General features: G+C 59.7%; 6 protein-coding genes and 3 pseudogenes. 5 read left to right on the top strand and 4 right to left on the bottom strand.

Annotation, left to right across the window (positions count from 1 at the left end; genetic code table 11):
- The first annotated feature begins 17 nt into the window (after positions 1–17).
- Positions 18–1040, top strand: coding sequence for an IS110 family RNA-guided transposase (locus LH19_RS03890; protein WP_039575463.1), 1023 nt, complete (start codon positions 18–20; stop codon positions 1038–1040).
- Positions 1041–1453: 413 nt separating this feature from the next.
- Here LH19_RS03890 and LH19_RS03885 read toward each other — a convergent pair whose 3' ends face one another.
- Both LH19_RS03885 and LH19_RS29315 read right to left on the bottom strand, forming a co-directional pair.
- Entirely contained in the window at positions 1454–2422 is a 969-nt protein-coding gene (locus LH19_RS03885) for a hypothetical protein (RefSeq protein ID WP_234716072.1), read from the bottom strand.
- 91 nt (positions 2423–2513) lie between these two features.
- Positions 2514–2654, bottom strand: coding sequence for a hypothetical protein (locus LH19_RS29315; protein ID WP_234716212.1), 141 nt, complete (start codon positions 2652–2654; stop codon positions 2514–2516).
- On the opposite strand from LH19_RS29315, the gene LH19_RS27680 reads away from it, so the two are divergent.
- The 3 genes from LH19_RS27680 (at position 2596) to LH19_RS03870 (ending at position 8687) form a co-directional block, all read left to right on the top strand.
- A protein-coding gene (locus tag LH19_RS27680) for an IS5 family transposase (protein ID WP_234716168.1) occupies positions 2596–3296 on the top strand; the annotation gives its coding sequence in 2 pieces (ribosomal slippage) (positions 2596–2872 and positions 2872–3296; 702 coding nt in all). The genes LH19_RS29315 and LH19_RS27680 overlap by 59 nt on opposite strands.
- 294 nt (positions 3297–3590) lie before the next feature.
- Positions 3591–4805: an IS256-like element ISSpma2 family transposase gene (locus LH19_RS03875; protein ID WP_006954973.1), complete on the top strand. Its 1215-nt coding sequence runs from the start codon at positions 3591–3593 to the stop codon at positions 4803–4805.
- A gap of 945 nt (positions 4806–5750) precedes the next feature.
- Positions 5751–8687: a TonB-dependent receptor gene (locus LH19_RS03870; protein ID WP_039575467.1), complete on the top strand. Its 2937-nt coding sequence runs from the start codon at positions 5751–5753 to the stop codon at positions 8685–8687.
- A gap of 245 nt (positions 8688–8932) precedes the next feature.
- Here LH19_RS03870 and LH19_RS03865 read toward each other — a convergent pair.
- Positions 8933–9298 (bottom strand): annotated as a pseudogene (locus LH19_RS03865) (integrase core domain-containing protein); the annotation flags it as partial.
- A gap of 153 nt (positions 9299–9451) precedes the next feature.
- Between LH19_RS03865 and LH19_RS03860 the strand changes: the two are divergent.
- Positions 9452–10760 (top strand): annotated as a pseudogene (locus LH19_RS03860) (IS110 family RNA-guided transposase).
- 335 nt (positions 10761–11095) lie between these two features.
- On the opposite strand, the pseudogene tnpC reads toward LH19_RS03860, so the two are convergent.
- A pseudogene (gene tnpC, locus LH19_RS03855) lies at positions 11096–12678 on the bottom strand (IS66 family transposase).
- Positions 12679–12737 lie beyond the last annotated feature (59 nt).

Below are 12737 nucleotides of genomic sequence, written 5' to 3'. Positions count from 1 at the left end.
AAAGAGGAGCGTTCACGATGAGGATTGCGACGATAGGACTGGATCTGGCGAAGAGCGTTTTCCAGGCGCACGGCGTCGATGAGAACGGCGCCACGGTGCTGGTGAAGAAGCTGCACCGCAAGCAGATGCTGCCGTTCTTTTCGAAGCTGTCGCCATGCCTGATTGGCATTGAGGCGTGCGGAACGGCACATTACTGGGCACGCACGCTCGCCGAGATGGGACACGAGGTTCGCTTGATCCCACCATCCTACGTGAAGGCCTATGTGAAGCGCGGCAAGAGCGACGCCCTCGATGCCGAAGCGATCTGCGAAGCCGTGCAGCGTCCGACGATGCGGTTCGTGCCCGTCAAGACAGTCGAGCAGCAGGCCATCCTCATGACCCATCGCGCCCGGTCCCTGCTCGTGCGCCAGCGCACTATGCTCGCCAATGCCCTGCGCGCGCATCTGGCGGAACTGGGCTTCGTCACTAACCCCGGCATTGCCAACCTTGCAAAGCTGACCGACCAGGTGCTGGCCAACAAAGATGCTTTTCCATCCTATGCAAGCGCGGCCGTAGAGATACTGATCCGTCAGATCATGGGCGTCAGTAGCCAGATTGCGGTGCTCGACCAGCAACTCGCGGCCTGGCATGCCGAGAGCGAGGCCTCTCGCAGGCTCGCCGCGATCCCGGGGCTCGGCGTGATCACGGCAACCGCGATCGCTGCTATCGTCACCGATCCCGATCAGTTCCGGTCGGGAAGGCAATTCGCCGCCTGGCTCGGCCTAACTCCGCAGCAGCACTCCACCGGCGGCAAGACCAGGTTGGGTGGCATCTCGAAGCAGGGAGACCGATATCTGCGCCGACTGCTCGTCGTCGGCGCCACCGCCGTCATGCGCCACATCAAGGATAAGCCAACGCCCATGGCCGACTGGATCAGGAAACTCTCGGAGAAAAAGCCGTTCAGGGTCGTCTCCGTGGCGCTTGCCAACAAGTTGGCCCGGATCGCCTGGGTCGTGCTGACCCGGAAGGAAGCCTATGGGCCCTATCAACTGACGACCTAACAGAATACCGAACAACCGAATTGGCAGTGGCAGTCAATGATGAGTAACGATCGAGCCAATGGTGAAACCAACCCGTCTGATTCAATGCGCTTCAACCGCGCGCCAACTTGATTAGGGACCTCACCGGCGGATTTCCATCAAGGCCAGCGGCACTCAAAACGCCGCACAAACAGGCCGGACATATGAAAGCAACCGATCAAAGCCATCGCGACCACAAAGCCCTTGCCATAGGGGGCGTCCACATATGAATCAGAAAACCGCCCAAAAAAGAATCCCCTTTGAATCAGCCAAATGTCATCCCGCTCTAACTCCTCGCCCAGCCAATGATATCTACGGCGGAAAACTCTAACCGCAACTGGTCCAGAATTCAGGTGGCAGAGCACCTGAAATGGAGGCGGCGCCGTTCTTACAGGTCAGAGCCGCACGCATCCCCGCAGGGTATCGCGCAGCACTGCAATTGAATTGCTGAGCGAGGCTTCGCCTTCCAGCCGCCCGTTGATACGTAGCATCACCGTCCCGCTTTGCTGCATGAGCAGGGGAACAAGTTGCGTACCCGTCACGCCGCCGATCCATTGAGTGCCGTTCGCATTGGCGCGCTGAACGGATATGCTAACGAGCCGACCGGAGAAGTTCCACGTCATCGTCATCGCATTGTCGGCGGAGGGCTTGTTGAGCAGCATCGCCATGTAGGGCTTTCCGCCTTCACAATAGAGACTGAGGGCTTCGATGTTGGGCGATGCCGCGGCGCTCACATAAGCCATGGGCGCGCGACCTTGCACCGGTACAACTTCCCAGGGTGTACCGGGAAGCGGCACTGCCGTTTCGGGCGGGCTTTTGTCCAACAGCGTCTTGATTTCCGGCGCAATCGGCAGCCTAACGCCCGAAGCAGACGGATAAACTGTTAGCTTGCCGCGCTCCCAAAGGCCCACCTGCACCGCACGGCGCGCCGGGTCTATTATTATATAGGCCTGCTCCACACCGCCCTGATGCTGCGCATTGCCGGAAAGATAGTAATAGTTCCCAGCCCGCTGCAATGGCGAGACGGCTGAGAGATTGGTCCGCAGCGCAGCCATCTTCGGCCCCATCCGGGCCTTCAATGCCGCAGCCAAGGTACCCTTATCGAACAGGTCGATATTGTCCTTGGCGTAGCTTCCCGGATATTTGCCGACGAGGCTGGCGAGATTGGTCCATTCCGCTGGAATGCCTTGCACGGCCACCGCCGGCTCAGGCCGTGGCGGCAGTGGCGTGCCAGCAAGAGCGCTGCCCTGGCAGAGCGTGAACGGGCCGCCACCCGTGAAGGCCGCATGGAAAGAAGCCGGGCGTTGGCCGCGCGGCAGATCGGATTCAAAGCGGATGACACCGCGCTTCTCGTCGTCGTTCACATACATGAGAACCCGACCAAAATCATTGCTGCTAGGGTTAAAACCCAATCAGCCTCTTGAAATTGCTTGTATGTATTGATTCAAAGGGCCTTCACCGCAGCGGGAGGCCCTTCACGATGTCGCGTTCTTTATTCTGGTTGTCGGACGAAGCTTGGCTGGCGATCGAGCCGTACTTGCCCCGGAACCAGCCTGGTGCGCGACGGGTCGATGACCGGCGGGTGATTTCGGGCATCCTTCATGTACTGAAATCCGGCTGCCGGTGGTGCGACTGTCCGGCAGACTATGGACCATCGACGACGGTCTACAACCGCTTCAACCGCTGGTCGCGGCGGGGGTTCTGGACGAAGTTGCTCGATGCCTTGGCAGGGGCGGGTGCGGTGACGAAGAGCACGGCGATCGATAGCACCTACATCAAAGCCCAGCGCTCGGCCTTTGGTGGAAAAGGGGGCGCCAGACGCAGGCGATCGGTCGTTCTCGCGGCGGCTGGACAACCAAGATCCATGCCCTGACCGACGTTCTCGGCCGCCCCTATGCCCTTATGCTGACGGCGGGCAATGTCAGCGATGTGAAGGCTGCACCGGCACTGCTCGAACGCGCCGGACCGATGCGCTACCTGCTCGGCGACAAGGGCTACGACGCAAACCGGCTGCGGACGTCCTTGCGCGAGAATGGCACCAGCCCCGTCATTCCGGGTCGCCGCAACCGCAAGCGAGCCATCCGATACGATCAGCACCGCTACCGTAGCCGGCACCTCATCGAAAATGCCTTCTGCCGGATCAAAGACTTCCGTCGGATCGCCACACGCTACGACAAGCTCGCCGCCAACTTCCTGTCAGCCGTCGCGCTGGTCACTACCTTGGCCTTCTGGCTCTGAATGAGTCTCAGCCCTAACTGGAAAGGGAAAAAATACTGCCATGATGCCGTCATAGCTCTGGCCCATGAAGGTGAGAGCATATTCCACCCGAGGGGGCTTTATTTCCCGACCATTGGCGCGGAACGTCATGCCCTTTTGTTAGCGTCCGCGCTCGTGGTGTAATTTCCGGTGTAGGCGATGGTGTATTCCGGGGTGGGGCATGCCCCACCCCGGAATGCGGCGTCGCTGGTGGCCACCGGGTTCATCGTTATGGTGGAGTTTGCACACTTCAACCGTGACGAAGAGGAGTTCCCGATGACCGAGGACAGATTACTGATCGAAGAGCTTGCTGCGAAGGGCGGCCAACCGGATTTTTTGCGCACCATCGCCGAGAACGTGCTGCAGCTGATCATGGAGGCCGACGTTGATGGCCTGATCGGCGCGGGTCGCCACGAACGCAGCAGCGAGCGCGCGACCTGGCGCAACGGCTATCGCGACCGTTCGCTGGATACCCGGGTAGGCACGCTGAACCTGAAAATCCCCAAGCTGCGTGCTGGGTCCTACTTTCCGGGCTTCCTTGAGCCCCGCAAGATGGTCGAGAAAGCGCTGGTTGCGGTGATCCAGGAAGCGTGGATCGGCGGGGTCAGCACCCGGCGGGTCGATGAACTCGTCCAGGCCATGGGCATGACCGGCATCTCCAAGTCCACCGTCTCCAAGCTTTGCAAGGACATTGACGAGCGCGTCCATGCCTTTCTGAAACGCCCGCTCACCGGCGAATGGCCGTATCTCTGGCTCGATGCCACCTATCTCAAGGTACGCGAAGGCGGGCGGATCATCAGCGTTGCCGCAATAATCGCCATGGCCGTCAACACCGAGGGCCGGCGCGAGATCGTCGGCCTGCATATCGGCCCCTCGGAAGCGGAGGTCTTCTGGTCCGACTTCCTGAAGGACCTTGTTCGGCGCGGTCTTACCGGCGTGAAGCTGGTCATCTCCGATGCTCACGAGGGCCTCAAGGGCGCGATCACCCGCGTCATGGGCGCCACCTGGCAGCGCTGCCGGGTGCACTTCATGCGCAATGCCCTGTCCTATGTGCCCAAGGGCCAGAACACTGTCGTCGCCGCCGCGATCCGCCAGGTCTTCCTGCAGCCCGATCAGAAAAGCGCAACGCAGGTCTGGCGACAGGTCGCCGACCAGTTGCGCACCCGTTGGCCCAAGCTCGGCGCCTGCATGGACGAGGCCGAAACCGACGTGCTCGCCTACACCGGCTTTCCCACCCAGCACCGCACGAAGTTACACTCAACCAATCCGCTCGAGCGGCTCAACAAGGAGGTCAAGCGCCGCGCCGACGTCGTCGGAATCTTCCCGAACGAAGACAGCATCATCCGCCTCGTCGGGGCTGTGCTGATGGAGCAGAACGACGAGTGGCAGCTCCAGCACCGATACATGCAGATCGAAGGCATGGCCGAACTCAACCAACCCATGATCGAGGAGGAAAATCAGCCCCTACACATCACCGCCAAAGCCGCCTGACGATGGCCCACGGCCACAGCCGAAATTACACCACCTTGACGGACGCGACCTGCCCTTTTCATCGATGGTTACGCGCGGTTCCTTTGAGCAGTCGCCGCGCGGGGCGTAGCTGCCAAAGATATGGTCGACGCCCTGATCCTTGAAGCTGGATAGTGGTAGCGCCTGCGCACTTGCGGCAGCAATCGTGGCAATCGCACAAGCGGCAAGACCTACACCCGAAAGGCGGATTGTGGACGGCATGTGAAATGGCAATGTCATGTCGAATCCCCATCGAAGTGGTGACGGTTTTCGCGCGCACATGGCTCAGTCACGAGGTAAATTGGTGCGCCGGTCGCCTTGATCCTATTTGGCCAACAGGATAGCTGACTTAAGGGATGGTTTGGTTCTGGTCATGGATGCCCCCACGTGAAAGCCCTGCCCGGCAGGGACCGTGACGTGGTTAATACGATCTTGATGACTCTAAAATGAACGGGAAGGAATAGGTGAACTGACCTGACCCCCTGGTTTCCACCAGCCGGGATCAGAGCCCGGCCTTTTGCACTGCTATCCAACTTTCGACCACGCGGGTCATGCGCTCCGGATCGGGCATGCCGTACCGCAGCCGCATCCAAAAGTCGTCGGCGCGCGCTCGACCGCGCCAAGGCTGAAGCGCTGACAGCAAGCATCGGATGTATAAACTGATATCTTCGGATCTGAGATGGCACACCTCCCACCGCCCCGAGCAAAATAATAAAGTGCCATAATAAAGTTCTTTACCAAATGCCGAAAAACTGCTCATCTTCCAGCCGAGCGGCGAGAATCTTTTCCTCTCCGGAAATCTCCTTCTGGCCACTCCTCAAACTCGGGGCAGCTCGGCGAGCTGCCCCATTTTTGAACATCGACAATCGGGGACAAGGACGGGTTCGCGCAAGAAACGAAAAAATCGAGACAGGGAGAGATAGGGTGATGAATAAGAAAGCCTATTGGTTGGCAAGCGCCGTCGTGATGGCGTTGCCACAGGTCTCAAATGCTCAGGAAGTCATAGCCGAAGAGCCAGATGGCGGTGACAATGTCATCGTCGTGACAGCGCAACGTCAGGCGCAAAGCTTGCAAGACGTACCGATCGCTGTCAGCGCATTCAGCGCTGAGGCGCTTGAAAGCCAGCAGATCGAAAATGCCTCGGATCTACAGCTGACGCTGCCCAATGTATCTTTCTCGAAAGGCAATTTCACCTCAGCTTCATTCACTATTCGCGGCGTTGGCGACCTGTGCGTCGGCGTCACCTGCGATGCTGCGACCGCAATCCATGTCAATGGATCCCCCTTGTTCGGAACACGCCTGTTCGAGACCGAATATTTCGATCTGGAAAGGATTGAAGTCCTTCGCGGACCTCAAGGCACCCTGTTCGGCCGGAATGCGACCTCCGGGGTCGTGAATGTTGTGACCGCGAAACCCAAACTCTCCCGTTTCGAGGCTGAAGCGCAATTCGAGTATGGCAATTTCAACAGCATCGAAGCGCGTGGCATGGTCAACGTCCCGATCGGGGATATGATCGGCGTGAGGCTGGCGGGCATATATGTGAACCGCGACGGTTATACGACGAATCTCTATGATGGATCGGACATCGACGCTCGGGACCTCTATGCGTTGCGAGGCTCCCTTCGTTTCGAACCCGGTCCTGATACGACGATCGATCTCATGGGCTATTATTTCCGGGAAAAGGACACGCGCCTCAGAAACCAGAAACAAACGTGCCAACGCGATCCATTGGGCGTGCTCGGATGCCTGAACAATCGACGTGATTTCGATACCACGAACGCAAATTCAACGGTCGGTGCGACGCTCAGTTCATCCGAGTTCTTCGCCATTCAGGGCATTCCCGCCGTGCTCGGCCTCGGCAGCCTTTATGGCCCTGATGGGTTTTCCGGGTTTCAGGAGCCTGGCGATGTGCGTGTCGTCAACACGGCCTATACCCCTTTCTATTTTGCCGAAGAGCTACAGGTGCAGGCGCGCCTTGAGCAAAAATTCGGCGCGATGACCCTGACGGCCACCGGCATTTATCAGGATACTGAAGTCGATTCCAGGCAGGACTATTTTCTTGGAATTCAAAGCCGTGCCGGTTTCGCCCCGGCGCTCAATACGTTGGACTTTTTTGCGGCTAACGGATTACCGACAGGTCTTGCTCCGCCGGCGCCAGCCTTCATTCCCGGCTCTTCGGCCTATTTTTCGCCGATTGCCGGCGCTCTAATCCCGGACGGTCCGCAGGGCGTGCTGTGCACGTCGGATAATGATGATGGAAGCAGAGGCGCTTTCGAAGGGAACTCGCTGTGTTCCGAAACGCCGCTTTCTTTCGATCGATCTTCGGAACAACGCGAATCGTGGAGCGGAGAGCTCATCCTCACGAGTGACTTCGACGGGCCGTTCAATTTCCTGTTGGGCGGAATTTATGCGAAATCGAAAACCACCGACAATAGCTATTATGTGAACTCGTTTGCGCTCGATTACGCCAGTGCCGTATTGGGTTCATTCGGCTCCTTGTCGGGCGGCCTTCCGCCATCCTATTTCGCGACGTCGATGTATCGGAACAACTCGCTGGAATCGAATCTAGAGAGCTATGGCATTTTCGGCGAGGTCTATTTCGATCTAAGCGACCGGCTGACGTTGACCGGGGGGCTGCGTTACAACAATGACAAGAAGGATGTGACGGCGCGTACGACGCTGATCAGTTTCCTGAACCCTTATGCCAATGATGGAGATCCGTTCGATACCCCGATAACGCCCCTCACCGGGCCGTCTGGGCTTTTCGATGCCGACCCGGGGACGCCGGGCCAACAGCTCGCCCAGTTTCGCGAAGTAAGCTTCGACGAAATTACCGGACGAGCAGTTCTGGCCTTCGAGGTTACGCCGGACAATTCACTCTATGCATCTTATTCTAGGGGTTACAAATCCGGCGGGATCAATCCTCCGCTTTCTCCGATTTTCGCCGTCAGCGAGAGTTTCGGCTCTGAATCGATCGATGCCTTCGAGATCGGCTCCAAGAACGTCTTCGCAAACGGCGCGTTGCAACTCAATGCCACCGCATTTTACTACAAATATAGTGGACTGCAGCTCAGCCGCATCGTGGCAAGAACGTCCGTGAATGACACGGTTGACGCCAATATCTGGGGTGTCGAACTGGAGTCTGTCATCAGGCCGGACCCGAACTGGCTTATCAATCTGTCCTTCAGCTATCTCAATGCCAAGGTCGCCGGCGATCAATTCTTCTCCAATCCGCGTGATCCGGGCGGCGGGGATCCTGATGCCGTGATTATCAAGGACATCAGCAATGGTGCGCACTGCGCTGTCACGGGACCTGCGCCTGGCGTTGCTGATGCGTTCGTTGCGGGCGTAAATGCGGCTCTCGGCCTTCGCGCACCGCAGGAATTTCCTTCGGACGGCAATATCGCCTCCAGCGGCGCGTTCGGCATTTGCGGTGTCCTCGCGAGCGCTATCCCTGCGAACAGCGGGATCCAGGTATTGAGTCCTGGCGTCGAGGTTAACATCAAGGGCAACACATTGCCGCAAGCGCCGAATGTCAAGGTCTCGATGGGCGTGCAGTACACGGCAGAGGTCGGGAATGGTATGACACTCGTCCCCCGCGTCGACATTTCCATGACCGGAAAGCAATATGGCAATATCTTCAACGGCAGGATTAATCGCATCCAACCTTTCGTACAGGCTAATGCAGTTTTGCAGTTGAATGGTGCCGACGAGCGCTGGTTTGTCCGGGGGTTCGTTCAGAATATCTTCGATAGCAACTCAGTTACCGGACTTTATGTCACCGATGCATCTTCCGGTAATTTTACAAATATCTACACGCTTGATCCGCGGCGTTATGGTGTCGCGATCGGCGCAAAATTCTAATGATTTAGCTGTCCCAATCGATCGGGAAAAATTATACCGCATGAAAATCGCGGCGTCGGAGGGCCAGTAGCAGGCCCTCCGACGCCGATTTCATGCGCCAATTGCAGTCTTGGCGAGGAATTGGTGTGAGATACGTCCGGCGTGCGCACTGCGGAAACTTGCGTCTCGCGCGAGCGATATGGGAGGCACATTGGCTCCTGCCCCTCGAATCTGACCGGCCCCCACCGAGTGGTCCGCGTGGACTGTTAGGTGTTTAGTCCCAGCATGTGATGGTGTGGTTTCATATTGAAGATATCTGGCTTGGATTTCCGGAGCTCTTCGATGGCCTCGTAGGTTGTCTTGAAGCGCAGAGCCTTCAACTGCTTGGCGAAGTTGTAAGCGACGAGCCAGTCGCGGACATGGCGGCGCAGTTCATTGATCGACGTGTAACGGAAGGATTTGACGGTGGCCTCCTTGATGGTGCGCACCATCCGTTCGGCCTGGCCGTTGGTCCATGGGTGATAGGGCTTGGTGAGGCGATGCTCGATGCCGTTCTGCTCGCAGACACGGCCGAAGATATGGCCGATCCATCCCAGTGGGCCGCCTTGGTCCCGCTGCACGAACTGTACGCCGTAGCACATTGGGAAGCGGCCTATCGAAGGGCCACAATGCCTTGATGGAGACAAGGGCGCGTAGCGCCCGCCGGCTTCATCAAGGCAGCCATGATCGGCCAGCAGGTCTCTAAAGAGAAGTTGTCGACACAACCCTTTGGAGGCTGACCGATCATGACCAAGCGTAATTCTACTCCACCCGATGCCGTGCTGGTAGCGATCGATATGGCGAAGCACCGCCAGGAGATTCTCCTTGAGCGACCGGAAGGCGGCCGCCGTCGCCGTATGACCGTGATGGCGACGAAGGCGGACTATGACCGGCTCGCGGACGAGCTGACCGCAATCGGCCGGCCCGTCATCGTCGGATTCGAAGCGACCGGCAACTATCACCGCACGCTGGCGCATCGATTACTGACCGCCGGCTTCGAGCTGCGCCTGATTTCCTCGGTTGCTTTGGCCCGGACCCGAGAAGCCCTGCACAATGGCTGGGACAAGAATGATTCCAAGGACGCGCAGGAGATCCTGCATATGCTGCGGATCGGCGCGACCCAGCGCTATGTCGATCCGCTGGCCGCGGGCATCAACGATCTGCAGGAGATGTCGAAGACACACGAAGCCATTTCCAAGGCGAAGACCCAGACATGGTACCGGATTCTGACGCATTATCTGCCGCTGTATTTTCCGGAGATCGAGCGCTTCGCGGGGAACAGCCGATCAGATTGGTTCCTGGCAATGATCGAGCGCTTTCCGACTCCGGGCAGCATCGCCTCGATCGGGCGCGAGGATTTCACCGAACAGGTCTGGCCGCTGATCGGTCGCAAGGTTTCCAAGGCCCGGGTGGTCAACGACATTTACGAGACGGCCTGCGCGTCGATGGCGCTGCCGATCGACGAAGATTCCACCGCCGTCAAAATGTTCCGCATGGTCATCGCTCAGGCACGCACCCTTATTCGGCAGCGCAACGAGATCGAGCGGATCGCCCATGATGCGCTGGCCGCGAACCGCGACTATCAACTCCTGCGCATGATCCCGGGGATCGGCCCGATCAATGCCCTGACGATCCTGGCGGAAGCCGGCGACCTGCGCCGTTTCGGCCACCATCGCCAGTTTCTAAAGTTCTGCGGCCTCGATCTCGCCACCCGACAGTCAGGCCTGTTCCGCGGACGAACCAAGCTGTCGAAGTACGGCAGCGCCCGATTGCGACGCACCTTCTGGATGGCGACCCAGGTTGCGATCCGGCAGCCCAACAACAGCTTCCGCGACAAGCTCGGGCGCTATGTTGCCGGGCATGCCGACGATCCTGATCGACGCCGCAAGGCGATGACCGCTCTCACCGCCAAGATGGCCCGCGTCGTGCACGCCGTCATCAAGACGGGAACCGAGTACCGTCCGTTCGTTGAACGGGCGGACACCAGATGGAAGGACCCCTCTCTGCTGTGCCGTGAGGGCGTGCCAAGATCTCTTGGCGCGACCCTGTAGATAATGTTTGGGCCTTCCATCTGGCATGCGCATCTCATCTTAAGGACGGTGAGGACCACGACCTCGACAATCGATGGATCCTGTGTTTGCTATGGCCGAGAGTGCTTTCCTTGACGATGGAAGCCATCTGGATCATAAAATCACCAGCGCCGATCACCCTCGGCGCAACGAGATCTGCTGGCCTTTTTCCGCTACGCCTTCCTAACATAGGACGTTATCTGTCAGGATGGTGTGGATCCTGGTAAGCGATAATTTTCCCCCACGCGGGGCGGACGGGCGCGGGCTTCGATTAGAAGCTGGCGCCTAATTTCGTTGTATCTAATTTCGATCGTGCTTTGCTCAGGCGGCGTTGGCGGTGGCACTCGTTTCGAACGTCATTTCGGCGGCCTTTGTATCGACCCAGTTCCCAGGTAGCAGGTCATCGATGGGCTCGCCGTCGCCGCGGGTGACGATGCGGGCAAGGACGTCGGCCAGGTAGGCGGCGGGGTTGATCGCACCCAGCTTGCAGGTCTCGATCAGCGACGCGATCGCCGCCCAGTTCTCGGCGCCCAGTTCGTGGCCCGCGAACAACGCATTTTTCCGTTGGAGTGCGATCGGCCGCATCGACCGCTCCACCGGGTTGTTGTCGATGTCGATCCGGCCATCGTCGAGGAACCGGACGAGCCCGGCCCAGTGGCTCAGTGCATAGTTGATCGCCTTGAGGGTCGGCGAGCCGCTGAACATGCGCCGGCGCTTGGCGTCGAGCCAGTCATGCAGCTCGTCGACGATCGGGCTGGCCCGCGCCTAGCGGACGGCAAGGCGCTCCTCGGGCGTGCGACCGTGGATCTCGCGCTCGATGTTGTAGAGCAGCCCGATCCGGTGCAGCGCTTCGGTGGCGATCGGCGCGCCATCGCCCTTGCCGCCGGCGTCGAAGAAGCCGCGGCGAACATGCGCCCAGCAATAGGCCAGCACCGAGGGTCCGCCGGGACGGCCCGCCTTGCCAAACTAGCCATAGGCTTCATAGCCATCGACCTGCAGGATGCCGTGATACTCGCCGAGGAGCTTCGCCGCCCACATGCCGCCCCGGCCCGGCATGTAGCTGTAAACGATCGCGGGTGGATCGACCCCGCCATGCGGGCGGTCGTCGCGGACCATCGCCCACAGGTAGCCCGTCTTCGTCTTGCCGCTGCTCGGCGCCAGCACCTTCGCGGTGGTCTCGTCGACGAACAGGCGATCGCTCTTCAGAAGCTCCGCCTTCTGCCGGTCGACGATCGGCTTCAGATAGCCCGCCGCGCGGCCGACCCAGCCCGCGAGCGTCGCGCGATCGATCGTCACGCCCTGGCGCGCCAACATCTGCGCCTGCCGGTAGAGCGGAAGGTGATCAGCGTATTTCTTGACGAGGATATCGGCGAGCAGCGCTTCCCTCGGCAGGCCGCCCGGCACCACATGCGCGGGAGCCTTCGCCTGCGCGACGCTATCGCCGCACGATCGGCACACCATCCTCGGCCGCACCGTCACGATGACGCGATATTGGGCGGGGATGATGTCGAGTCGTTCGGACCGATCCTCGCCGATCCGGTGCAGCGCACCGCCGCAGCCCGCGCAGCAGCCGGCCTCCGGCGCGATCTCGATCTCGTGACGCGGAAGATGCGCCGGCAGCGAGGCGCGGGTTCGTCCGCCGCACGCTTGCGCCGCGGCGGCGCGATGCCGGTGGCTTCCTCGCCCTGTTCGACCAGCAGTTCAGCTTCGGCCATCGATACGTCGCGATCTTCGAGCGCCAGCGCGAGCTGGCCGCTGTCGATCTTCTCCGACCGCTTGCCGAAGTGCATGCGATTGAGGACATCAAGAAGGTGCTGGAGCCGGGCGGAGCGGAGCCGTTCGGCGATGATCATCGCCTTTAGTGCCTCGACGTCGTCGGGCAGCTCTTCCACCCCCTCGCTCATGGTGCGGATGGATACATTATTTCGCGGTTTTCTGCCCGTTTTGTGCGGCAAGACGAGTC

Source organism: Sphingopyxis macrogoltabida (genome assembly GCF_001314325.1).
Classification (GTDB): Bacteria; Pseudomonadota; Alphaproteobacteria; order Sphingomonadales; family Sphingomonadaceae; genus Sphingopyxis; species Sphingopyxis macrogoltabida.
This window is presented reverse-complemented; position numbering and strand designations above follow the sequence as displayed.

What these genes read in the sequence shown, in the direction of transcription:
- LH19_RS03875 (WP_006954973.1), top strand. Translation starts at nt 3,591, where the DNA reads ATGACCGAGGACAGATTACTGATCGAAGAGCTTGCTGCGAAGGGCGGC.
- LH19_RS03870 (WP_039575467.1), top strand. Translation starts at nt 5,751, where the DNA reads ATGAATAAGAAAGCCTATTGGTTGGCAAGCGCCGTCGTGATGGCGTTG.
- LH19_RS03890 (WP_039575463.1), top strand. Translation starts at nt 18, where the DNA reads ATGAGGATTGCGACGATAGGACTGGATCTGGCGAAGAGCGTTTTCCAG.
- LH19_RS29315 (WP_234716212.1), bottom strand. Translation starts at nt 2,654, where the DNA reads ATGCCCGAAATCACCCGCCGGTCATCGACCCGTCGCGCACCAGGCTGG.